General features: G+C 44.6%; 28 protein-coding genes and 1 riboswitch. Of the genes, 22 read left to right on the top strand and 6 right to left on the bottom strand.

Translation table 11 applies throughout. From position 1 onward, the window contains the following. The first annotated feature begins 100 nt into the window (after positions 1 to 100). A riboswitch (FMN riboswitch) is annotated at positions 101 to 216 on the top strand. 117 nt (positions 217 to 333) lie between these two features. Both DXC51_RS25265 and DXC51_RS25260 read left to right on the top strand, forming a co-directional pair. Beyond that, a complete protein-coding gene (locus tag DXC51_RS25265; protein ID WP_069423984.1) occupies positions 334 to 978 on the top strand; it encodes an ECF transporter S component in 645 nt (214 codons plus the stop codon). A gap of 8 nt (positions 979 to 986) precedes the next feature. Further along, the gene (locus tag DXC51_RS25260; protein WP_069423985.1) at positions 987 to 1,679 is read left to right on the top strand and encodes a riboflavin kinase; all 693 of its coding nucleotides are present in this window, start codon (positions 987 to 989) and stop codon (positions 1,677 to 1,679) included. A gap of 4 nt (positions 1,680 to 1,683) precedes the next feature. Here DXC51_RS25260 and DXC51_RS25255 read toward each other — a convergent pair whose 3' ends face one another. Further along, positions 1,684 to 1,962 carry a hypothetical protein gene (locus DXC51_RS25255; RefSeq protein WP_069423986.1) on the bottom strand — a complete coding sequence of 93 codons (279 nt, stop codon included), beginning with the start codon at positions 1,960 to 1,962 and terminating at the stop codon, positions 1,684 to 1,686. A gap of 62 nt (positions 1,963 to 2,024) precedes the next feature. On the opposite strand from DXC51_RS25255, the gene DXC51_RS25250 reads away from it, so the two are divergent. The 9 genes from DXC51_RS25250 to DXC51_RS25210 all read left to right on the top strand — a co-directional run bounded on the left by DXC51_RS25250 (position 2,025) and on the right by DXC51_RS25210 (position 8,055). Continuing rightward, positions 2,025 to 2,213, top strand: a complete 189-nt coding sequence (locus tag DXC51_RS25250) for a helix-turn-helix domain-containing protein (RefSeq protein ID WP_069423987.1) — start codon at positions 2,025 to 2,027, stop codon at positions 2,211 to 2,213. Continuing rightward, positions 2,206 to 2,898 (top strand): response regulator transcription factor, encoded by a 693-nt coding sequence (locus DXC51_RS25245; protein ID WP_069423988.1) that lies wholly within the window; start codon positions 2,206 to 2,208, stop codon positions 2,896 to 2,898. Before DXC51_RS25250 ends, DXC51_RS25245 begins: the two co-directional genes overlap by 8 nt. A gap of 5 nt (positions 2,899 to 2,903) precedes the next feature. Then, complete coding sequence (locus tag DXC51_RS25240; protein ID WP_069423989.1) at positions 2,904 to 3,821, top strand: sensor histidine kinase; 918 nt, start codon at positions 2,904 to 2,906, stop codon at positions 3,819 to 3,821. A gap of 134 nt (positions 3,822 to 3,955) precedes the next feature. Then, on the top strand, positions 3,956 to 4,882 hold the full coding sequence (locus tag DXC51_RS25235) for an ABC transporter ATP-binding protein (protein ID WP_069423990.1): 927 nt from the start codon (positions 3,956 to 3,958) through the stop codon (positions 4,880 to 4,882). Beyond that, a complete protein-coding gene (locus tag DXC51_RS25230) occupies positions 4,875 to 5,669 on the top strand; it encodes an ABC transporter permease (protein WP_069423991.1) in 795 nt (264 codons plus the stop codon). Before DXC51_RS25235 ends, DXC51_RS25230 begins: the two co-directional genes overlap by 8 nt. A 12-nt stretch (positions 5,670 to 5,681) precedes the next feature. Continuing rightward, positions 5,682 to 6,497 carry an ABC transporter permease gene (locus DXC51_RS25225; RefSeq protein WP_069423992.1) on the top strand — a complete coding sequence of 272 codons (816 nt, stop codon included), beginning with the start codon at positions 5,682 to 5,684 and terminating at the stop codon, positions 6,495 to 6,497. A 5-nt stretch (positions 6,498 to 6,502) separates the two neighbouring features. Continuing rightward, positions 6,503 to 6,964 carry a flagellar hook-associated protein FlgL gene (locus DXC51_RS25220; protein ID WP_069424012.1) on the top strand — a complete coding sequence of 154 codons (462 nt, stop codon included), beginning with the start codon at positions 6,503 to 6,505 and terminating at the stop codon, positions 6,962 to 6,964. A gap of 420 nt (positions 6,965 to 7,384) precedes the next feature. Next, a complete protein-coding gene (locus DXC51_RS25215; protein WP_069423993.1) occupies positions 7,385 to 7,819 on the top strand; it encodes an RNA polymerase sigma factor in 435 nt (144 codons plus the stop codon). Further along, complete coding sequence (locus DXC51_RS25210) at positions 7,816 to 8,055, top strand: helix-turn-helix domain-containing protein (protein WP_069423994.1); 240 nt, start codon at positions 7,816 to 7,818, stop codon at positions 8,053 to 8,055. The genes DXC51_RS25215 and DXC51_RS25210 overlap by 4 nt, the downstream gene beginning before the upstream one ends. Before the next feature lie 154 nt (positions 8,056 to 8,209). Here the strand turns inward: DXC51_RS25210 and DXC51_RS25200 are convergent, their stop codons facing one another. From DXC51_RS25200 to DXC51_RS25185, 4 genes are all read right to left on the bottom strand, one after another. Beyond that, entirely contained in the window at positions 8,210 to 8,581 is a 372-nt protein-coding gene (locus tag DXC51_RS25200; RefSeq protein WP_069423995.1) for a cysteine-rich VLP domain-containing protein, read from the bottom strand. Further along, positions 8,578 to 9,912: a relaxase/mobilization nuclease domain-containing protein gene (locus DXC51_RS25195; RefSeq protein WP_069423996.1), complete on the bottom strand. Its 1,335-nt coding sequence runs from the start codon at positions 9,910 to 9,912 to the stop codon at positions 8,578 to 8,580. Before DXC51_RS25195 ends, DXC51_RS25200 begins: the two co-directional genes overlap by 4 nt. After that, positions 9,873 to 10,202 carry a plasmid mobilization protein gene (locus tag DXC51_RS25190; RefSeq protein ID WP_002566656.1) on the bottom strand — a complete coding sequence of 110 codons (330 nt, stop codon included), beginning with the start codon at positions 10,200 to 10,202 and terminating at the stop codon, positions 9,873 to 9,875. Before DXC51_RS25190 ends, DXC51_RS25195 begins: the two co-directional genes overlap by 40 nt. Positions 10,203 to 10,430: 228 nt before the next feature. Then, positions 10,431 to 10,799 (bottom strand): helix-turn-helix domain-containing protein, encoded by a 369-nt coding sequence (locus tag DXC51_RS25185; protein ID WP_004070797.1) that lies wholly within the window; start codon positions 10,797 to 10,799, stop codon positions 10,431 to 10,433. Positions 10,800 to 11,006: 207 nt separating this feature from the next. On the opposite strand from DXC51_RS25185, the gene DXC51_RS25175 reads away from it, so the two are divergent. The 11 genes from DXC51_RS25175 to DXC51_RS25120 all read left to right on the top strand — a co-directional run bounded on the left by DXC51_RS25175 (position 11,007) and on the right by DXC51_RS25120 (position 20,161). Beyond that, on the top strand, positions 11,007 to 11,678 hold the full coding sequence (locus tag DXC51_RS25175; protein ID WP_171902324.1) for a response regulator transcription factor: 672 nt from the start codon (positions 11,007 to 11,009) through the stop codon (positions 11,676 to 11,678). A 5-nt stretch (positions 11,679 to 11,683) separates the two neighbouring features. Beyond that, positions 11,684 to 12,766 carry a HAMP domain-containing sensor histidine kinase gene (locus tag DXC51_RS25170; protein WP_069424013.1) on the top strand — a complete coding sequence of 361 codons (1,083 nt, stop codon included), beginning with the start codon at positions 11,684 to 11,686 and terminating at the stop codon, positions 12,764 to 12,766. A 69-nt stretch (positions 12,767 to 12,835) separates the two neighbouring features. Then, positions 12,836 to 13,510 carry an ABC transporter ATP-binding protein gene (locus DXC51_RS25165; protein ID WP_069423998.1) on the top strand — a complete coding sequence of 225 codons (675 nt, stop codon included), beginning with the start codon at positions 12,836 to 12,838 and terminating at the stop codon, positions 13,508 to 13,510. After that, positions 13,507 to 15,999, top strand: coding sequence for an ABC transporter permease (locus DXC51_RS25160; protein WP_069423999.1), 2,493 nt, complete (start codon positions 13,507 to 13,509; stop codon positions 15,997 to 15,999). Before DXC51_RS25165 ends, DXC51_RS25160 begins: the two co-directional genes overlap by 4 nt. Positions 16,000 to 16,092: 93 nt before the next feature. Beyond that, complete coding sequence (locus DXC51_RS25155) at positions 16,093 to 16,353, top strand: hypothetical protein (RefSeq protein ID WP_069424000.1); 261 nt, start codon at positions 16,093 to 16,095, stop codon at positions 16,351 to 16,353. Between the two features lie 46 nt (positions 16,354 to 16,399). Further along, positions 16,400 to 16,657, top strand: coding sequence for a DUF3592 domain-containing protein (locus DXC51_RS25150; protein WP_069424001.1), 258 nt, complete (start codon positions 16,400 to 16,402; stop codon positions 16,655 to 16,657). 101 nt (positions 16,658 to 16,758) lie between these two features. Further along, complete coding sequence (locus DXC51_RS25145; RefSeq protein WP_069424002.1) at positions 16,759 to 16,950, top strand: hypothetical protein; 192 nt, start codon at positions 16,759 to 16,761, stop codon at positions 16,948 to 16,950. Between the two features lie 536 nt (positions 16,951 to 17,486). After that, positions 17,487 to 17,918 (top strand): sigma-70 family RNA polymerase sigma factor, encoded by a 432-nt coding sequence (locus DXC51_RS25140; RefSeq protein ID WP_069424003.1) that lies wholly within the window; start codon positions 17,487 to 17,489, stop codon positions 17,916 to 17,918. A 6-nt stretch (positions 17,919 to 17,924) separates the two neighbouring features. Continuing rightward, entirely contained in the window at positions 17,925 to 18,167 is a 243-nt protein-coding gene (locus tag DXC51_RS25135; protein WP_004611627.1) for a helix-turn-helix domain-containing protein, read from the top strand. Between the two features lie 433 nt (positions 18,168 to 18,600). Then, positions 18,601 to 18,804: an excisionase gene (locus DXC51_RS25125; protein WP_069424004.1), complete on the top strand. Its 204-nt coding sequence runs from the start codon at positions 18,601 to 18,603 to the stop codon at positions 18,802 to 18,804. Positions 18,805 to 18,883: 79 nt separating this feature from the next. Then, the gene (locus DXC51_RS25120; RefSeq protein ID WP_069424005.1) at positions 18,884 to 20,161 is read left to right on the top strand and encodes a site-specific integrase; all 1,278 of its coding nucleotides are present in this window, start codon (positions 18,884 to 18,886) and stop codon (positions 20,159 to 20,161) included. Positions 20,162 to 20,398: 237 nt separating this feature from the next. On the opposite strand, the gene DXC51_RS25115 is transcribed toward DXC51_RS25120, so the two are convergent. Continuing rightward, on the bottom strand, positions 20,399 to 22,255 hold a 1,857-nt coding region (locus DXC51_RS25115; RefSeq protein ID WP_117545660.1), incomplete at its 5' end, for a GmrSD restriction endonuclease domain-containing protein.

The following is a 22,255-nucleotide window of genomic DNA, read 5'->3' as shown; positions in this document are numbered from 1 at the left end:
GCGGAAAAACCCTTGATTTCCGAAATGCTTCCGAACTTTCTTCAATTCATTGCTTCCAAAAATAGTTGATGTTATAATTGCAGGGAAAACAACTGAATAAAAGTGTCTTCGGGGCAGGGTGAAATTCCCGATTGGCGGTAAAGTCCGCGAGCGTAAAACGCACGATTTGGTGTAATTCCAAAACCAACAGTATAGTCTGGATGGAAGAAGATATGGTTAGATTTCCGCAGATTTTGAGAGGGTTACTTTCTTTTCTGTGGCCTAATTATAATGCTAACACCTGAAAGACATTTTCTTTTGGGTGTTAATTTTTTGCCACGGAGGAAAGCAATTATGAACAGTAAAACAAAAAGAATCACAGTTATTGGTATGCTATGTGCGATTACTTATGTCACTATGGTTGTTGGCAGGATTCCTATTATTCTATTCTTAAAGTATGATCCATCCGATGTTATTGTAACTTTGGGCGGCTTTATTTGGGGGCCGATGACTTCCTGCATTGTATCTGTTATTGTAGCAACCCTTGAAATGATTACAGTAAGCGATACCGGAATATTAGGTTGTATTATGAATATCGTACAAACACTATCTTTTGCGTGTACGGCATCTGTCATTTACAAAAAAAAGCACACTTTATCTGGTGCAGTGATTGGTCTGGCATCGGGATGGCTAATAACGGTTATCGTTATGCTGTTGTGGAACTATTTGGTAACGCCGCTTTATATGGGGTATCCAAGAGAAGCAGTTGTAGAATTGTTACTTCCTGCCTTTCTTCCATTTAACTTATTGAAAGGTGGGTTAAATGCGTCCATTACATTTTTACTGTATAAGCCCATAGTTACCGCTTTGAGAAAAAGCGGATATGTTGCTACTTTGGAAAATGAAGCAAGACAAAAGCATACTGGTCTGCTTATGCTGGCAAGTTTTATTATAGTAACTTGTGTTTTGATTATCCTGTCAATGAATGGGATTATATGAGGATTGAAATGAAAGAAAAAATAAATGAACCTATTTACACACTAACAGGGATCGTTATACATGGCCGAGGTATTGGAAAGCATGTGGGGACACCTACCGCAAACATAGAAATAGCAAAAAATACATTTTTGCCAAAGACAGGGGTGTATGTGGCAGATATTCTTTTAAGTGACAAGATATATTATGGTGTTACCCATATTGGGACGCGCCCTACACTTGATAATGATAGCTTTGTTTCAATCGAAACACATATTTTTGATTTTGATAAGGATATATATGGGTGTACGATAACTGTCAACCTATATAAGAAATTGAGGGAAGTTAGAAAATTTAATGAATTATCCTTGCTGCTTGAACAAATTGCGAATGACCGGACAATGGCACAAGAATTTTGGGGATTAAAGCAAACAAATCACACCTTACACATTGATGTTAACCGGCATTGTGTAATATTAGAACAGCAGGAAGTTTATTTATCAACAAACGAATTTGAAGTCCTTTATTTGTTACTGCAATCTCCTCAAACCACATTCACAAAAGAACAGATTTATGAACAAATTTGGCATGAACCCACAAATAACCATTTGCACGCAGTAGAAAACACAATTTTTCAAATACGAAAAAGGTTAAAACCATATTGCAAGGGACATGAGTATATAAAAACAGTAATTGGCTATGGTTATAAATTTAATTCCGAGTAAGATGTTATTTAAGTATTCTTATCAAAAATGCCGGGCGCGGAGGTGTTAAAGCCTCTGCGTCCGGCGCTTCTTTTTTGTCCATTTTCCCGCATTTAGAACCCTGTTTTTGGGGGAACAGGATAACTTTATCCACCTGCCTGCCGACCATGCGGAAAAACCCTTGATTTCCGTGGACTTTTACCGCCCTAAATGCGTAGACAGGAGGTATCTTTTCCGCTGGCGTTCCGCCTCTTTCTTCCGGCGCATGGCTTCTTCTGGATATGACTTGCACTTTATTATTCATATTTCCTGCCTTGTATTCTTCGAGCAAAAGAAATATAATAAACCGTATTGGAGGGAAAAAGTATGGATTATATGACGCTGAAAGAAGCAAGTGAAAAATGGGGTGTTACACCAAGGCAGATCAATTATTTGTGTGCTGCTGGGCGTATCCCCGGCGCTGTAAAGATGGCTGGTGTTTGGCTGATCCCAAAGAACGCAGAAAAGCCGATTGACGGAAGGACAAAACAAGGGAAGGGGTTGCACCATGAATAAAATCCTGATTATAGATGATGACAGAGAACTGTGCGCTTTGATTAAACGTAGCGTACAAGCAGAAAACATAGAAGCTGATTTTTGTAATACCGGAAAAGAGGGCTTACAAAAATTAAGAGAGCAGGAGTATCAGCTTGTGGTGCTGGATGTGATGATGCCCGGTATGGATGGCTTTGAAACGCTGGAAGAAATCCGCAAAGAGAACAGTCTGCCGATTTTGATGTTCACATCTAAAAATGACAGCATTTCTAAAGTACGGGGCTTACGAGCCGGGGCGGACGATTATCTGACAAAACCGTTTGATATGGACGAACTGATTGCCCGTATTGCGTCCCTCATTCGCCGCTACACCCGTTTTAATCATCAAGCCGGAGCTGTGCAAAAACTGGATTTTGACGGATTACAAATTGACCTTGAAAATCGTTCTGTTACGACGGAAAATGGCACTTTTGAACTTCCACCAAAGGAATTTGATCTGCTCCTGTACTGTGCAAAGCATCAAGGAAAAATTTTGACAAAACAGCAGATTTATGAGGAAGTTTGGGGCGAAGAATATTTCTATGACGACAGTAACATTATGGCGATCATCAGTCGGCTTCGTAAAAAATTAGAAGTCAATCCTTCAAGCCCAAAGTATATACAAACGGTCAAAGGGATTGGCTACCGGTTTAATAAGGAGGTGTAGCCAGCATGGAAATCATTGTTTTCTTGTCCATTGTGATTGCTGTTGTGGCTGTATTGACTTCCATCGTTCTCGTTCGGCGCGTAAAAAAACAAATAGCAGAAATGACCGATGTGCTGGTTGATGTGAGAAACGGAAATGGCAACCGGCGTATTCTGTCTGCAACAAATGAACTGACAGCACCTCTTGCCTATGAAATCAATGAGATCGTTGTGTCCTATGAAAGCAGACTTTCAACTGTACGGCAGACAGAAGAAACCAACCGCCAGCTTATGACGAGCCTTTCCCATGATGTTCGGACGCCCCTTACCACTCTGATTGGGTATCTTGACGCTGCACACAAAGGACTGGTCACAGGAAAAGACCGGGATGATTATATCGAAATCGCCCGCCGGAAAGCCCATGATTTGAAAGAATATATTGATGTACTCTTTGACTGGTTCAAGTTAAATTCCAACGAGTTTGCTTTGGAAATCCAGAGCGTTGAGGCCGCAGAGCTGACAAGAAATATCCTGATTGACTGGATACCGATTTTTGAGGATAAACAGGTTGATTATGACATTGATATTCCCGAACAGCCTGTCCGGGTAAAATTGGATATGGACAGCTATATGAGAATCATCAATAATCTCATTCAAAATGTAATCGCTCACAGCCATGCGAATAAAATCAAAATCGCCTTGTCAAAGAAGGAAAATAACATGGAACTGCTGTTGGCGGATAATGGAGTGGGAATCGAGAAAGAAGATTTGAAACACATTTTTGAACGGCTTTATAAGTGTGATAAAGGTCGGTCTGAAAAAGGCAGCGGTCTTGGTCTTTCTATTGTCCATCAGCTTGTAGAAAAGATGGGTGGAAGTATAACAGTTGAAAGTTTGCCGGGAAAAGGAACTGAATTTATGTTGCTTTTTCCTTTGGAGATTTAAGTGGGTTCCCGTCCTTATGACGGGAACCTTTGTCATTTTGCCGGATTTCAAATTGCAAGGTTAATGCAAGGTTGCGGCAAGGTTAATGCAAGGTTGGTGTGATAGAATACCTTACAGAACAGGAGGTTTTGAATATGGATACCAATTACATCATTGAAACAAAAAATCTGACGAAGCAATACGGCTCACAAAAGAGTGTGGCTGACTTAAATATCCATGTGAAGCGTGGGAGAATTTATGGTCTGCTTGGCAGAAACGGAGCCGGAAAAACCACTACCATGAAAATGCTGTTGGGCTTAACGAAGCCGACTTCCGGAGAGGTCAAAATCTGGGGAAAGTCTTTACAGGGGAATGAAAAGAAGTTGCTGCCCCGTATTGGCAGTCTGATCGAGTCCCCCGGCTTTTATCCCAATCTGACTGGCACAGAAAACCTGCGTATCTTTGCCACCCTACGGGGTGTACCAAACAATCATGCCGTCAAAGACGCTCTGGATCTGGTAGGACTGCCCTACAAAGATAAGAAGCTCTTTTCACAGTATTCCCTTGGCATGAAGCAACGGCTTGCCATCGCCCTTGCCGTGATGCACGATCCGGAGCTTTTAATTTTGGATGAGCCGATCAACGGTCTCGATCCCATCGGTATTGCAGAAGTACGCTCCTTTATTCGGGAGCTCTGCGATGCAAGAGGAAAAACGATTCTGATTTCCAGTCACATTCTTTCGGAGATTTCTCTGCTGGCTGACGATATTGGAATTATCGACCACGGCGCGTTGCTGGAAGAAGAAAGCCTTGCTGAGCTGGAGCAAAAAAGCAGTAAGCATATCCGTTTTACACTCTCTGATACTGCACAGGCGGCAAGAATTTTGGAACGCAATTTCCATGAAAACCATTTCTCCATACAGGATGACCATAATTTGCGCCTGCACAACTTGGAGCTGCCCGTAGGGAAAATTGTAACAGCCTTTGTAGAAAACGGATTGGAGGTATCGGAGGCGCATACTTGTGAAGAAAGTCTTGAAGATTACTTCAAGCGTGTGACAGGGGGCGAAGGAATTGCTTAAACTAATCAAATGCGAATTTTTGAAATTAAAACGGAAGCCATTGGTATTTATTTCTCTGCTGCTTTCTGTTTTCATGCCATTGGCTTATGCTTTCTTTCTGGCAGATGTAAACACTGATGTGGATGCTGTAAATGGAGTGATGTCCAGCCTGTTCCAGCTCAGTGCCTATTTGCTTTTGATGCCGCTCCTTGTGATACTGGCTTCCAATCTGCTGTTTGAGGAGCTGGACAATGACACACTAAAAAACCTTGTTACCATACCGATAAATAGAACCAAGTTGGTGCTGTCCAAGATGCTGGTTTTACTATTGTTTGCCGTTGGCTTTATGGCAGTTGGAGGATTGGTAAATCTTGCGGTTTTGCTGTTTCAGGGCTGGGAGCCGGTTGGGTTTTGGACCTTGTTTGGCGTTGGGATAGAAGAAGGGCTGATTATGTGGGTAGGCGCACTTCCATGTATCCTGCTCGTTGTTCTTCTTAATAAAAACTATATCGTGTCTGTCGTGATTACCTTTTTCTATACGATTGCGAATTATATCCTTTCCATGAACGATATGTTTCTCACACAGCCTTTTGGTTTGAACATCGGAACCCTGTTTCCGGGGCCGCTGGCCTTCCGCTGGACATTCCAATTTTATGACCAAAGCCAGACCAGTGCGGAGTTAGCAGATTTGTTGGAACGGGTCAGTCCGTATTTTCTGAATGGTGTTCAGGTATTCGGTGTGATTATTGTGGAAGCCATTGTATTTCTTGCGCTGATTGCATTTGTTTACCGGCGACAGGAAATCTAAGGGGGTGTGACTATGTGGAACTTATTAAAATCGGAATTACTGAAACTGCGCCGGTGCCAGATCCTTTTGGTAGGGCTGGTGGCGCTTGCACTCTGTCCTTTGGTTCAGTATGGAAGTCAGTTGATTGTGGAGGCAGAGTACCGAAATCCAAATTATGATTTTTCCGCGCTGTTTGAGAATGTCATCTGGGGAAACACTCAGATATTCCTTCCAATTTCATTGGTAATGATTGGAGGATGGTTCATTGACAGAGAATCCACTCATGATACACTGAAAAACATTATGACAATTCCTGTTTCTATGCCAAAAATGTTGGGAGCTAAGTTACTTTTAGTCAGTATGCTTGCAGTTCTGCTGGGAATATACAGCGTTGGCATTACCTTGATTACTGGATTGACGGTTGGATTATCGGGACTGACAGCGGAAGTGTTTTTTCATGGAGGTACGCAGATCGTGTTAGCGGCTCTGACGACCTATTTGGTCTGTATGCCGCTGATCCTGATTTTTGGGCAGATCCGAGGGGCATATCTGGGCGGTTCCATTCTGGCGTTCTTCCTTGGATACAGCATGTTGTTTTTCAAAGGTGGTATCCTTGCCAGCATCTATCCGTTCTCTGCTGCGCTGATTTTAGTGGGATTTGACATGAGTGAATATGCCGGAACAACCACATCCTCAAACCCTTTGTTGGCGGTCATTGGGGTTGGCATCATGGTTCTCTGGGCGGTGCTGTTGTTACTGATGTCCAGTAACAAAAAAGAAATGAAATCCCGTAAACAGGCAAATGCCAAGGGAAAAGGAAAGCGTGCTGTACGCAGGAAAGGAAGGTGATAGCTGTGAAGAAAATAGTTTTATCATTATGCCTGATACTATTGGGTGCTTCTGTGCTTTCAGGTTGTACAAAAGATGAATTTCTCGATCAGTATAACAATATTGTTCAGTCTGCTGGTTCCATAGCGCTTACCGGAAATTCATCCTTACAAGGTACGAAAGAAAAAGGAATTGATGATTATACAGGAAGCTATACAGCCAACTATGAGGATTTTTCAGATACAGAGTATTTGTTCGGCGGAACTTCCATAAAGCGTGAAGCTGGTAAGGATCTGTCTATTGACTGCGCGCTGGAGGTTACGGAGGGAACTGCAAAAGTATTTTGGATTTCTGGAGCTGATGAAGCAGTCACTTTGCTTGAAACAACCGGAACATATAGTGATACAATTACACTCCCTGAAGGTGGAAACTATATCGGCATTGAATGTGAGAATTTCACTGGAAGCATTGAATTGAATATTGAGTAACATTCTGCCGGACGACGGCAAAAGAAAAAAGCCGTCGTAAAGCAGACACATTTCCACGCGCCTATGAAGCGGCGGCTTTGATTTTCAGAGCCGCCGCTTTTCTTTGCTCGGCGCAGGACCGGCGGCCTACGGAGGGAGCCGCCATGACACAAACAGCATTTCGACATAATACACCGGGTTACACACCATCAAAAAAAGTCCGTCCCCGAATACGGGGACAAGCGGCTATAAGTATGTACTATACCATATAAGTCAAACACATAACACTTCTTTCGCCCGGTGGGTCTATGACCTGCCGGGCGAATTTTGTTATTTCCTGCGGTTCTTCGGTGCGGGCTGGAGCCGCCGCATTGTTACCGATGAAAGGAGTGGTGAAAACAGCTTTATCTTCTCATTCTTCCGCAGATTGGGGGTGAGAAGATGAAAGAATATACCCCTGATTATGTGAAATGTTGTCAGTTCGACCGTTACTGCAAGCTGGTTCTATACCATGAAGCGATTGACTACCTGCGGGAAATGCAGAGATACCGCAAGTACCAAATATCCTTAGAGGATATTTCCCCGGCTCAATGGGACAAGTTCTCCACACGGGACGAGTACCCCTGCGACAGCTTTGTGTTCTCGGCCTTTGGCTATGCCCTACATATCCGGGATGAGCTGGTGGCCGGAGCCTTTGTCAAGTTGCCGGAGCAGGAGCAGCAAATTTTAATTCTGCATTATGTCGCAACTATGGCAGACACCAACATTGGCCGTCTTATGGGAATGTCCCGCAGCGCCGTTCAGCGGCACCGTACCAAAGCCCTGAATGAATTGCGGAAACGATTGGAGGACGACGGAGGGAGGAAAGCGAAATGAAGCAGCCAACTTTCTACGGGCGGGAACTGTTGCCCTTGTCTGTGATCGAGGCGGCTCGCGCCGGTGATCCGCTGGCCGTGGAAAGTGTCTTGCGATATTATGACGGTTACATGAATAAACTGTGTACCCGGACACTCTACGATCTGGACGGTTTGCCTCATGTGAGGGTAGATGAATACATGAAAGACCGCCTGCAAAACAAGCTGATCCAAACTATTCTAAAGAGCAGCCTATGAGAAAACGCCGGGCGCGGAGGTGTTAAAGCCTCTGCGTCCGGCGCTTCTTTTTTGTCCATTTTCCCGCATTTAGAACCCTGTTTTGAGGGGAACAGGATAACTTTATCCACCTGCCTGCCGACCATGCGGAAAAACCCTTGATTTCCGTGGACTTTTACCTCCCTAAATGCGTAGACAGGAGGTATCTTTTCCGCTGGCGCTCCGCCTCTTTCTTCCGGCGTACCTGCACCACACAATCCGGGCAGTATTTAGCCCGGTTGGAGTTGGGCGTAAACGCCGCCCCGCAGACGGCGCAGCGTTTGATTTCGTCCCGACCTTTGGTGATCTCGGCGCACAGGGCCGCGTCCAGCGGCAGGACGGCCACCTTGAACCACCGGCACAGCAGCGAATAGGAAATACTCTGCACACAAACACATTCCTCCCCATCGTCCAGCAGGAGGCAGTTCCCGTTACAGTAGTTGCAGCACTCATGGGCGAGCCTGCGGGCCTTGCGGTATTGGGGGTAACTCATTCTCGGTATGTTCATCGTTCCTGCGTATGCTCCTTTCCCGGCGCTGTCCGCAAAATGCTGTCTACATTCTGTTTGACAATGCCGTATTCTTTCAATTTCTGTTTCGCTTCGCTGTACTGTGCGGACAGCCGTTCCCGTTCTGCGTCCAGCTTTTTATACTCGGTTTTGAGGGCGTACAGGTTGGGGAGCTTTGTGATCCCGGCCTCTTTGAGCGCCTTTGCCGCCGCCTCATACAAAATCAGTTGGCTTTCATGCTGCCGCCGGAACGCGGCCTTGTCTTTGGCGTTTCGCAGTTCCAGCGCCACAGGCCGGAGCTGCTTGTAGGCGGAGAGGTTTTTTATCAGCAGCGCCATATCCCCAAGGCGGCGTTCTGCGTCTTTCAGGGCGGAGGCCGCCGCGTCGTTTGCCGCGCTGATCTCGGCCAGCCTGCTTTCCAAGCCCTCGTAGCTGTCGATCTGGTGTTCTGTGATGAAGTTTAAGGAATTGGCGGCCTGCTTCAAGTTGTGCAGCTTCGCCCACCGCGCATAGCCCGCCGACTGCTGGGCCTTGATACTGTCCTCCAAGGCGATCCGCAGGGAGATTTCCCCGGCACTTCTTCTGCGCGGCCCCCGGTCAATGGCAATGCCCTTGATCCGCTGGGTGATCCGTTCCTCGGTGTAATCCTCCCCCAAGGTCTTGCAGCGGGTGAAGCATTCCTGTCCGGGGGCGCGGAATGAAATAAACTTGCCCTGTTTGACTTCATAGCCCTGCGCCTCCATGAGCCGCAAAAAGCCGTCAAAGCCTTTGGCCTGCGGAATGGCCGCGTCGATGGCAAGTTTCAGTTTTGCTTTCCAACTCTTGCCCTTTTTCTGTGCGTCCCACTCGGCGTAGGTCTTGCCCTTGTCTTTGCCGGGCTTTACCACAGACAGGCCGTGTTCCTTGCACAGCCGGTCACTGGTGCGCCGGATAAAGGCGTAACTTTGGCGGTTGGAAATGTACTTGCGCTGGTTTGCCATATCCACGGCGCAGAAAATGATGTGGTTATGCAGATGGCCCTTGTCAATGTGGGTAGTAATCACATAGGGGTATTTTCCTTGCAGCACTTCATCGGCAAGCTGCCGCCCGATCTCGTGGGCCTGCTCCGCCGTGGTTTCCCCCGGTTCAAAGGCTTGTATCAGGTGGTGGGCCAGATTGTTGCCTTTTTGGTACGCCTGATCTAACAGCATTTGAAATTCAATATCCGCCGTTTCATAGGAACAGCCATAGGAAGAAACAAACAGCTTTTCATCGGTCTTGTCCGGGTTCTCGATGTAGTCCAGCGCCTTTTTCAGCGTTGACTTGATAGGATGGATCTTTGTAACTGCCATATCTGTGCCAGCGCCCCCTTGATGTCCTCCAAGTCCTGCGCATACACAGTCCCGGTACTGTTAATACGCCTTGCAATCTGGTTGATGTTGACGCCGATCTTTTGCAGCTCTGCGGTCTGCGCCCGGACAGGGCCGGTGTCGATATGGACGATATAGCCGTCAATCAGCATTTTCCGGGCGTAGGCAGAAAAGTTTTTTGTGCCAAGCTGGGCCATCTTTTGCTGGATCAGCGCCCGTTCCTCCGGCGTCACCGGGACGCGCAGCACAAACTTCCGTTTTCGGTTTGCCACTTTCTCACCTCCATTCATTCAGGGGTTTGGGGACTTCCCCAAGATACAAACGGGAAGCCGTTTGCCGGGAGTGTGGCTACACTCCCTATGCTTGCTGTCTTTGTTCTTCTTCCCCTAAAAAGCGTTCTGACCCCAAGGAAATACCCGCAAAATCCCGGTTTTTCCGAAAACCGTACAAAAAAAGAGAGGGCGCAGCTTGCGTCCTCCCAAAAACAAAACAGAGGGTTGTCATGCACCCTCCGTTTCGTCATTCTTCTGTTGAATTTGAATGGCCCCGTCAATCGCGCCCTCGATGATTGGCAGAAATTCTTCCGGGCAGAGTTTCAGCTTGTGGCTGACCCGCTGCCGCTGTGCGCTTTCCTCCCGCATGATCTCCGGGTTAAAATACCGTTCCACGGGAAGCCCGCAGATTTTGATAAGCTGTATGATAACCGGCAGGCTGGGAATCGTGCCGTCATTTTCGATGTTGGCAAGATAGCGCCAGTCGATATTGACCTGTTCCGCCAGCGTCTTACGCGATAACTGCTTGACTTTCCGCGCCTCTTTTACATCCGCGCCGAAAGTTTCAAAGCCGGGACAATCTTTGATATTTGCCATATAGCACCACCCATCTACATTGTATATTTCATATTTTCTCAATGGAATGTTGCTATATGCAGGAATATTAAACTTTATAATTCATATTTTGTGCCTTGTACGGAAAAGCGATGTGTTCTATAATAAAATGAATAGCGTTTATTGGGTAAAATTTGAGAGATTTTTGAGATTTACCATATATCATATAAAGAACGGAGGTGCATAATTTTGAATCCTAAATTACTGATCGTTGATGATGAACGCGGTATTGTTGATATGATACAGAGTTATTTTCAAACACAATATGATATTCTGACTGCTTATAGCGGACAAGAAGCGCTCAAAAAAGTAGCTTGCAAACCAGATTTAATTTTATTGGACATCAATATGCCGGGAATGGATGGTCTGACTGTATGCCAAAAGATACGGGAACACATAGCCTGTCCCATTCTTTTTTTAACCGCTCGTATGGAATCCAGCGATAAGATCATTGGCTTTCAGGCCGGGGCGGATGATTATATCGTCAAGCCCTTTGATTTGGATGAATTGGGGGCGCGTATTGCCGCACATCTGCGCCGGGAGCAGCGACGCCAAAATAATTCGGCAGTACGCTTCTTTGGTGAATTGATACTGGATTATTCTGCCCGAACAGTTACAATCAATAATCTGAACATCCCGCTATCTAAGAGGGAGTTTGAGATTGTAGAACTTTTATCCCTCAATGCAGGACAGGTTTTTGACCGCGAGCGAATTTATGAGCTTGTGTGGGGCTTGGATGGGGACGGAAACAGCGATACAATTATGGAGCACATTCGGAAAATACGCGCTAAATTTGCAGCACATACATTGCACAATTACATTGAAACGGTTTGGGGGTGTGGTTATCGGTGGAACGCCTAAAAAATATGGGACTAAAGAAATCTTTCCTGCTATTATCCCTCTCCTGTTTGGCAGTGGCATTTCTCCTGCTTGGGGCAGTTATCTTCCTTTGCCGAGGCATTGAAAACCATTATCCTTTAGGCGGTGTAGAAATCTTGTCGGATGGCTCTGTTGTACCTCTGCCGTCTCCTACGGTGTCACAACAGCGTATTTTAGCTACCCTAAACATTGTGCAGACGGTTTCCTGTATTCTTTTTCCAGTAGGCGGATTGATTGTTTCAGTCTTTCTTTTTTATTATCTCAAATTGAAACAGCCTATTTCCTGCCTGCAAAATGGCATTATGCGGATTCAGAATAATGATCTGGATTTTTCGCTGCCGATTTTGTCTAACGATGAAATGGGACAACTATGTGCTGCCTTTGAAGAAATGCGGAGTGATCTTCTGAAATCGAATCGGCTGTTGTGGCAACAGGCCGAGGAACGCAAACGGCTCAATGCCGCATTTTCCCATGATCTGCGTAACCCGATTACGGTATTAAAAGGAAGTGTAAAACTTTTGCGGCAAGGTATTCAGGACGAACAAACCATAGACCGGCTGGAAAGTTACACTTTACGGATTGAGCAGTATGTAGAAGCTATGAGCAGTGTTCAAAAGTTGGAACAACTCTCTGTTAAGCCAAAAGAAATCCGACTATCAGTTTTGCAGAGTGAATTGCAGGAAACAGCACGACTGTTAGCGCTATCCCAAAAAGTTTCTGTTTTAGTACCATCAGGTGGAACAGTTTGTATAGATCACGGGCTATTTCTTACCGTAGCGGAAAATCTGATTGGAAATGCGGCGCGATTTGCAGAAAAAGCAATCTCTATTCAAATAACGCTGCAAAATGATTCTATGACCTTGAATATAGAAGATGATGGTGCTGGTTATCCGCTGTCTCTCGTGCAGAATGGGCCAAACCCTTTTGAAACGACAAGTAGTAATTCCTCACATTTCGGAATGGGGCTTTACAGCAGCAGAATTTTATGTGAAAAACATGGTGGCCGATTGATTTTGGAAAATAGGGTTGGGGGCGGTGCATCCGCAACTGCTATTTTTCATTTTGTGTAATCCTTGAGCGATTTTTGAGATTTATCATTTACACTCTCCTTATACTACAAATAAAGAGAGTGTTTTTTTATGAATATTGAGGCAAAGAATTTATCAAAGATTTATGGTGACGGTGAAAACCGAGTAGTGGCTTTGGATCATGCGAATCTCGAAATTGTATCCAGCGATTTTATTTCTATTATGGGACCATCTGGAAGCGGAAAAAGCACCTTGCTTCATTTGCTTTCCGGCTTGGATAAGCCATCTTCCGGCTCGCTGACCTACGATGGTAAAGATATTTACAGTTACAGCGATAAGGAGTTGTCGGCATTTCGCCGGAAACGGATTGGATTTATTTTTCAGCAATTTAATCTGCTTCCGGTTCTGACGGCGAAAGAAAATATTATCATGCCTCTTTTGCTGGATAAACAAAAACCGGATGAAGCATACCTGAAACAGCTTACAGAACTGCTTGGCATTCAGGGCCGCTTGGAACATCTGCCCCATGAGTTATCCGGCGGCCAGCAGCAGCGTGTAGCTATCGCCCGCGCTTTGATTGCAAAGCCGGATGTAATTTTTGCTGATGAGCCTACGGGAAATCTGGACAGCAAAAGCGGCGGCGAAGTCATGGAACTGCTTCAAAATGTATGGAAAAAGATGGGGAAAGCTCTCGTTGTCATTACCCATGACAGCCGTATTGCACGAATGGCAGACCGGCAGTTTCAGATTGTAGATGGTGTGCTTACGGAGGTGACAGCGAAATGAAATCTTATCGTACATTAGCATTGAAAGAACTACTGTCCCAAAAAGTCACTTCTATTCTTATTTTGATTGCCGTTGTGCTGTCTACTATGATGACAACCATTGTAGGACAATCCATTGGCGTACTTAGTGCAATGCGGGAACAGCAGGCCATCGCTATCGGAGGAAACCGATATGCCACTTTTTTGCAGATGAATGCAGATCAGCTTCACGCACTGGAACAGGATGAGCGTCTTTCCTATGTAGGGAAATCTATTTATATGGGAAGTTTAGAACTCTCCCCATCTCTTACCCTTGGTTTGATGGAATATTTGGATGACAATGCCGCTATCTATCCGTCCAGTACCAGTGTAGAAGGAGGTCGTCTGCCGGAAGCCCCGATGGAAATAGCGCTTTCGGAAGATATTCTGAAATATCTTGGCTTTGAGGGCAGTATTGGAGATAAGATTACACTTTCACTGCAAAAAAATCTTCGCCACAACATTGCGGACTGCTATTCCTATACAGCGGAATTTGTTCTTACAGGGATATTGAAAAATAACTACTTAGGATATACAAGCGGCACTGTTACGGGAGTTGTAGGGGAAGGAACTGCCGAACAACTTTTACCGGAATCTTATATTTATTACAATGTGGATATTCGGACTGCCGATAAAAAGAATTTTCAAGCAGTTGTCGATGACATCAATAAGGAATTGAACATCCATGAGCTTGATACCAGCTACAATATTGTATATTTGAACGCCTTGGGAATTTCCTATACTGCAAATTCCGAGGGTGCTAATGATAAGGGATTCTCTTTTATGACAGTCGCAGGGATATTAGTGGGTACTTTGATTTTGCTGGCTGCTGGTCTTGTGATTTACAACATTCTGAAAATATCTGTATCAAAACGGATAAAGGGATATGGAACACTTCGGGCTATTGGAGGCGAAAAAGGACAGCTTTATCAGATCATTGTAATTGAAGTAATCCTATTGTGCCTGATTGGGATTCCTATTGGTATGCTTCTTGGCTTCTTGAGTGCCAGAGGAATTTTAGAGGCAGCTACCGGCTTGGTTTCCCCTGAATTGTTCTTGGTTCAGGATGCTTCTGAATTGAAAACTCTAATAGCAGAGAACAGTTCTTTGAATGGAACCTTACTGGTTTTAAGCGGAGCAATCACTTTGGCGTTTGCGCTGTTTGCAGCATTGCCAGCAGCCAGATCAGCCGCAAGGGTATCCCCCATTATGGCGATGTCTGGAACAAATCTGAAAATTCGCCGCAGAAAGCGTAAAACAAAGAAAATCCATAATTTTGAAGCATACTATGCCCGTCTGAACTTAAAGAGAAATAAAGGCCGTACTGCAATTACAATTTTGTCCCTTGTTATGAGTATCACGGTTTTTATAGCGCTGCAAGGGTTTTCCTCTCTCCTGAACGCTGCAAGCGCACTGCAAGATAACCATTTAGGAGATTATCAGATCACAAATGAAAGTGTTGGATTTACCACAGATGATCTGAACACTTTGCGGAAAAATGAAGCTGTGCAAAGTGTAGCCGCCATACAATTTTCGCTTTACGAACAAAATGAAAATGGGCTGCTCGATGAAATCAGTCTTGAATTTCAACTGAAACCCGGTGAAACTTTTCAGGTTGTCGGATTGAACGATGAATATTGGGATTATTTTATGGGGGATCAATTACCAGAAGAACAGCTTGGACAACTGAAATCAGGGAACGCCTGTATAGTAAGGAATCCTATTCCCATGAGCTACGGCGAAGATGTTCTTGAATTTACAAATATAGAGGCCGGAGAAAACATCTGTGTTGCGGGAATGGAGCTGAATGTTTTGAAAACCTTGGATGGCTATGACGGTTATCTTGGTATTGGAAATGGCGGTTTCACAAATGGTGTTCAGGTGATCGTTGATGATGCTATCTATGAACGCCTGACGGGAAAAGATACCTATTCAGAGTTTTTGCCTACGCTGAACGAGGGCGCAGACAGGGAAATTTTTGATACATTTATCGAGGCATTTTGTGATAGGACGCCGGGGACAACATTCTTGTCGTATGAAGAAAGCGACCAGCAACTGAAAGAGAGCTTTGCACAGATTCAAATGCTGGCATGGGGGCTGATCCTTTTCGTTGGCCTGATCGGTATTCTTAATATCATCAATACCGTTTACACAAATATTCACACCAGAGTAACAGAAATCGGTATGCAGCGGGCCATTGGAATGAGCTCCGGTAGCCTTTATAAAACTTTTCTTTGGGAAGGTGCATATTACGGAGTCATTGCCTCTGTGATCGGAAGCGTACTGGGATATGTTTGTACGATCTTCATTGAGGCGGCCACGAGCGACACTATCCAGCTTGTTGCAATCCCTGTCATGCCCATTCTTGAAGCAACCCTCTTGGCAGTAGGAGCTTGCTTGCTGGCAACAGCAATTCCACTACGGAAAATTTCAAAAATGAGTATTGTGGATTCGATTGAAACGGTTGAGTAGAATACTATTTTTTGAAATATCCGAAAATTGTAACATTTCGCGGACATTTGGGTTTTACAATGATCTTATCAACAAAAGTGAGGAGGCGACGCAATGGAAATGACCCCGACCTTGATTTTGAATCTGGCGCTGCTGATCGTCCCGCCCGTTGCCCTTGTGCTGGTGTTCCGGCAATGGCTGACCCAGCACATCCGCTGGTCGGTTGCCTTGACTGCCCTCTGTGATGTTCTCCTGTTTTGGGATGAACTGTTCTATTATGAGAACTTTGGCCTGTTCGCTGTGCTGATTCTGGTACAGTTGGCGGCCACCGGCGCGGCAGCGTTCCGCATTTACAACAAACAAGAAAAAGGTTGAATAGAAAATAGGTATCATCAATCAAAAATATCATTGGAGGTAACTTATGGAAAAAGAAACAATGGGAACTGTAATTTCAGTTACAAAACAATGGTGGTTAAAAGTGAATCGTAAACCTGTCCGCGCTCATGCTATGGATGGCGCAGCCTTTCCGCATACTATTAAGGTCAAATATACGATAGACGGAAAAGATTACATCTGCCGAAAATGGATTGGCGCAGGAAACAAAGTTCCTGACAAGGGAACAACGATTAAAGTTACCTATTATGAAGATAAGCCATCGAAAGCAAGAATTGAGCTGTAATCATCGGAAGAATTGATGTATAGAAGTAGCAAAATTTGTGATTTGGATTTTCTATTGTCAAAATATTATTGATACTTAATACCGTGGAAAGGAGATTTTTTATGAGTAAATCTGAAAATAATCACGATAATAGTGATTTTCAAATGTTGAAGGAGGAAGTTTCCGAAAGCGAATATCAAAATGCCCAATATGAAGCTGAAAAGAAAAAGCATATGTCTTATTGGGTAATGATTATTGCGCCATTCATTATGATACTTGTAATATTTATATTTTATTATTGCTTTTATCGGTAGAATTTATTTTTCACATTATGGTAGAACTGAATCAATCTAAACATCTGCCTCCACAGCGGGGAAAAGAAAAAAACCGCTGACGGGCAGAGGATTTCGTGCGCTTTCCTGCATCACTGACGGAAACGGCGGTTTTGAGTAGATCAAGGCCGCCGTTTCTGTTTGCTTCGACGACCCCTGTACCGTGTATCTGGCATGGCGGCTTTAGGAGGAAGCCACCATGCAACGAAAACTACTTCGACAAAATCCGACAGAGATTAGCCTGTCAAAAAAAGCCGTCCCCCGGCAGCGGGGACAAGCGGCTGCGAGTATGTACTATACCATGTAGGAAAAGAACATATTGCTTTTTGTTTCGCCCAGCGGGTCTTTGACCTGCCGGGCGAATTTTGTTATTTCCTGCGGTCTGTTTCCCGGCGCAAAAAGAAATTTCAAAAAAGTGAAAAAAGGAGGCGTTTAGCGGGCAGCCAGAGAGATTCCATTCGCTCTATTGGCGGAAAGGGAGAGAACCACCACATCCCCCACAGAAAGGGGGTGAGAAGATGGAAGCGATCCCCCGCAAATACGGTGAATGGGGCCAGTTTGACCGCTACTGCAAGCTGGTTCTGTACCATGAGGCGATAGATTATCTGCGGGAAATGAAGTGCCGCCGCGACCGTGAAGTGTCGCTGGACGCTCTTTCCCCGGATGATTGGGACAAGCTCTCGACCGTAGATCGGTATTCCTGCGACAGCTTTACATTCAGTTCGCATGGCTATGACCTACATATCGACAACGAGCTTGTGGCCGAGGCGTTTGCCAGCCTGCCAAAAGACGAGCAGAGTATTTTGATTCTCCGCTTTGTTCTGGATTTGACTGACGAAGAAATTGGCCGCCTGATGGGAATGTCCCGCAGCGCAGTACAGCGCCACAGGACAAGCACCCTGAAAGACCTGCGTATAAAATTGATGGCGTTCATGCCGGAGGGAGGTTAAACGCGGATGAAGCAATCCAGTTACAAGGGCAAAAGCCCTCTGCCTGATTTTGTGATCGACGCGGCCTGCGCCGGTAACGCCGAAGCCGTGGAGCGTGTCTTGCAGCATTATGACGGCTATATCAATAAGCTGTGTACCCGGACGCTCTATGACGGCAGCGGCCAGCCTCATATCTGCATTGACGAGTATATGAAGCGCCGATTGCAAATCAAGCTGATCCATTCCATCGTTAGTCCCATTGGCGACTGACGGTTAAGGCCCCGGCCATAGACAGGCGGCTTTCCCTTTCCCCGCCTGCCTGTTTCCCGGCGGCCCCCTTGCTCCTTGACAAATACGCCCGCAGGACAATGGCGGCGCGTCATAGGGCAGACGGATACATTCTGTCTGTGCCGAGCCGGGCGGCAGGTGCGCCAAGAGGCTTTCCCTCATTGGGATAAGCGGAGCGATTTTACCGGGCCGTAAAGCAGGTGTGGCAGCCTGCGGGCGACGACGCGCAGGCAGGACAATGATACGCCCTTGTCGTCGTAGTCCGAGCGTTTGAAGCGTCGCAGGCAACGAGCATGGCCGCGTGAGAACCACGCGGGGGTGAGATTCCCGTGGAGCTGTGCCAGCAGCCGTCCGTTATTTTCTGCCCACTTTCACAAAAAACAACCTTTGTTTTGAAAAGAAAGGGGGCCATGTTATGAGTAATAACGATGTGCCTATTTGGGAAAAATACACGCTCACCATTGAGGAAGCGTCCAAATATTTTCGGATCGGGGAAAACAAACTGCGTCGGCTTGCCGAGGAAACCCCCACCGCTGGCTGGGTGATCTTAAACGGCAACCGCATCCAGATCAAGCGGAAGCAGTTTGAAAAAATCATTGATTCCCTTGACACAATATAGTGAAAAAGGGCCTTGCGCGTGTTATAATAGGTTATAAGCGTGTCAAGGCTCTTTCCGTCATGGAAAGGAGCATGACGAAATGCCAAGAAAAGAACGAGATGAAAAAAGACGGGACAACAAAGGCCGCCTTTTGAAGTCTGGAGAGAGCCAGCGATCAGATGGAAGATACGCTTACAAATACATTGACACCTTTGGAGAACCCCAGTTTGTTTACTCATGGAAGTTAGTACCTACCGACAAAGTACCTGCCGGGAAACGGCCCTGTCTTTCCCTGCGCGAGAAGATCAGGCAGATACAGAAAGACCTTGACGACGGGATAGACACCATCGGCAAGAAAATGACCGTGTGCCAGCTTTATGAAAAGTACACCCGGCAGCGCGGGAATGTGCGGAAAGGAACCCAAAAGAGCCGCCAGCAGTTGATGAAACTTCTGTCCGAAGATAAGCTGGGCGCGGCCAGCATTGACAGCGTGAAGCTGTCCGACGCGAAAGAATGGGCCTTGCGTATGCAGGAAAAGGGCGTTGCCTACAATACCATCTGCAACAGCAAGCGTTCCTTAAAAGCCATCTTTTATATGGCCGTACAGGACGATTGCCTCCGCAAGAATCCCTTTGACTTCCAGATCAATGAGGTTATCAACGACGATACCGTACCAAAGGTGCCGCTTACCCCTACACAGGAAAACGAGCTTTTGGACTTCATGCAGAACGATCCCGTCTATGCCAAGTATTATGACGAGGTGGTGATCCTGCTGGAAACCGGGCTTCGTATTTCCGAACTCTGCGGCCTGACGCCCGCTGACCTGAATTTTGAAAAGCGCTTTGTGAATGTAGACCACCAGCTTTTGAGAAGCACCGAGGACGGCTACTATATCGAAGCGCCAAAAACAGAAAGTGGATTCCGTCAAGTGCCTATGAGCGCAGCCGCCTATGAAGCGTTTGAGCGCGTGTTGAAGAAGCGCAGGGACGGCAGGTGCATTGAGGTTGATGGTTATAAGGACTTCCTGTTCCTGAACCGGGACGGTCTGCCCAAAACCGCCGTCAACTATGACGCCATGTTCAAGTGCCTTGCCAAGAAGTACAACAAGTGCCACAAGGAGCCGCTGCCCGATGTGATGACGCCGCACACCATGCGGCATACATTCTGTACCAGAATGGCAAACGCGGGCATGAACCCCAAGGCATTGCAGTACATCATGGGACACGCCAACATTGTAATGACGCTGAACTATTACGCCCACGCTACTTTCCATTCCGCACAGGAGGAAATGGAACGGCTGCAAGCCAAGGCAAAAACCACCGCAGAGGCCAAGCCGGAAGCTGCGGCGGAAAGCGCCGAGGAAACCAAGGCGGCATAAGTAGTACGCAGAATTTACTACTGCTTTTACTACTTTTGAGAGTGAAAACATGAGGGGTAATAAAAAGATTTGTGAGGTTCTTCCGATATGAAAAGTGCCGGAAAAGCCCGAAGTAACGGGCTATACCGGCATATAAGAACATCTAAAGAGATAATTAGAAATCTATTAAATGATTCCTTTAATTAATCAAACGAATTACTACACATATTTTATTTGAAACCTCAATTTATACAAAGGTTATTTTGCGTAAAATTTTGCAAAAAATTTCGGCATTTCTTCAGCCGATACAGCAATAGGATCATTATTAGCACCTATACGTGTATAATACGCCTTGTCATACATTACTGCACCATCATCAGAAATAAGTTTTAAAATAATGACTGATTTATTATAATAATTAACCATTCTAATCTTGCTCCCTAATTGTCTACGGTAATGTTCTGTAATGGGTTCATTTTGCAATTTATTTTTTATCATTGCAAAATATTTATCATAATTTCCTCCGTAATACCTTTTCACCTCTCCGTCAATACCAGTTACATAAAACGTTCCTACTCTTACATATTCTTCTCCATATTTATCTTTTATTTTCTCTGCATCTTCAAACTTATCGGCAACTCCAATAATAACATATCCAACCGCTTTATTATCTGTATTCGCCATTGCTGTTAATGTTTTAAAAACTTTACTTATAAGACCATCATTCAAGACCCCTTTTCTTAAATCATATAACCCCTGTTTAAAATCATATTGACTATTTTCTGTTTTAGATTGCTTTAATAAAGTTTCCAATTCTGTTGTATAAGAATAGTACATTGGATCATCCGTACATCTATCCACAAGGCAAGACTCCAAAACCGATGAAGTAGCTTGTATTAATTCATTTTTTTCTTTACTTGCCCACCAACCACCGCCACCAGCTATATTCATTGTTCTACTACTAATATTTAATAATTTATCATATACTAAATCGTAATCTTCTATCTTCTTTTCCTCTTTAATAAGCAACTTATACAAAGATAAAAATAGTAACTGAAAATATCTAGGACCTCTATAAAGTCTGGGACCCACCATCTGTCCAATAATGGTTTTATTTCTATTATAGAAAATTCTCTTTATTTCATCAAATACATATAAAAATTGACTCTCTAATACTTCTGGCGTAATAGCAGAAATAGCCTCTTCAATTTTTTTGCTTCTTGTTTCCGAATCCGAAGTTTTAAATCCATAATACTCGTCTAATACACTCACATTTGAAGGTGGAATAGGAGATAGTACCATGGCGGCAAGAATGTCTGCAATCTGTTCTTCATCTAGGGACATCCTCAAATCTTCTTTGTTCATTATATTTTCTCTAACCCAGAAAACCGTATCAGGATCAATTCCCTCTGAGTCCTTACTTATACTGATTTTTTTCATTTGCGATAATAACAATATATCTTCATGTGATACATCCCCTCTAATCTTTGTCGAAATATCCCTTACAAGTTCTGCAAAATTACTTGTGGCACCAGCTTGCCTGATTTCCTGCCTGGACAAATGTTGTCCATTAGAATTAATTCTTCTAAAAACTTCATCTATAATATCAGGATCTTTTTCCTCATATATAGAGAATGGCAATTCATAGCTTACTATTTTAACACATATAGTTCTATCTAATATTGGAAATTTCTGCTGTACAAAGCCTTTATCTAATAAATCCTTTGTAAGTGCAGTTGAAGCCAAATCAAAAAACTCCCCATTTCCGAGAGCATAACTGTTCTCAATAAAACTAAAGACAGCATTTAATCTTTGCAAGCCATCTATGATTTCAAATCTTTCAAAATCCTTATAATCATTTTTGGCAAATAGAAATAACGGTACGGGATATCCGTTCGCCAAGGAATCAATAAAAGCTCTTTTCTCCTCAACATCCCAAACAAGTTTTCTTTGATATCTTCTATTTACTAAAAATAGTTCACTACGGTAATCTTCATAAGCTCTTTCTACTACTTTCCCATTAATAATTGGTTGTTTTGCCATATTGATCCTCCTCATATTATTATAGTCTCTCGGAATCTCTAAGCCAGTAAAATCAAGGCTTTCAGATTCTCT

The sequence above is a fragment of the Eisenbergiella massiliensis genome (assembly GCF_003435485.1).
The sequence above is the reverse complement of the archived record's forward strand: the minus strand, read 5'-3'. Positions and strand labels throughout refer to the sequence as shown.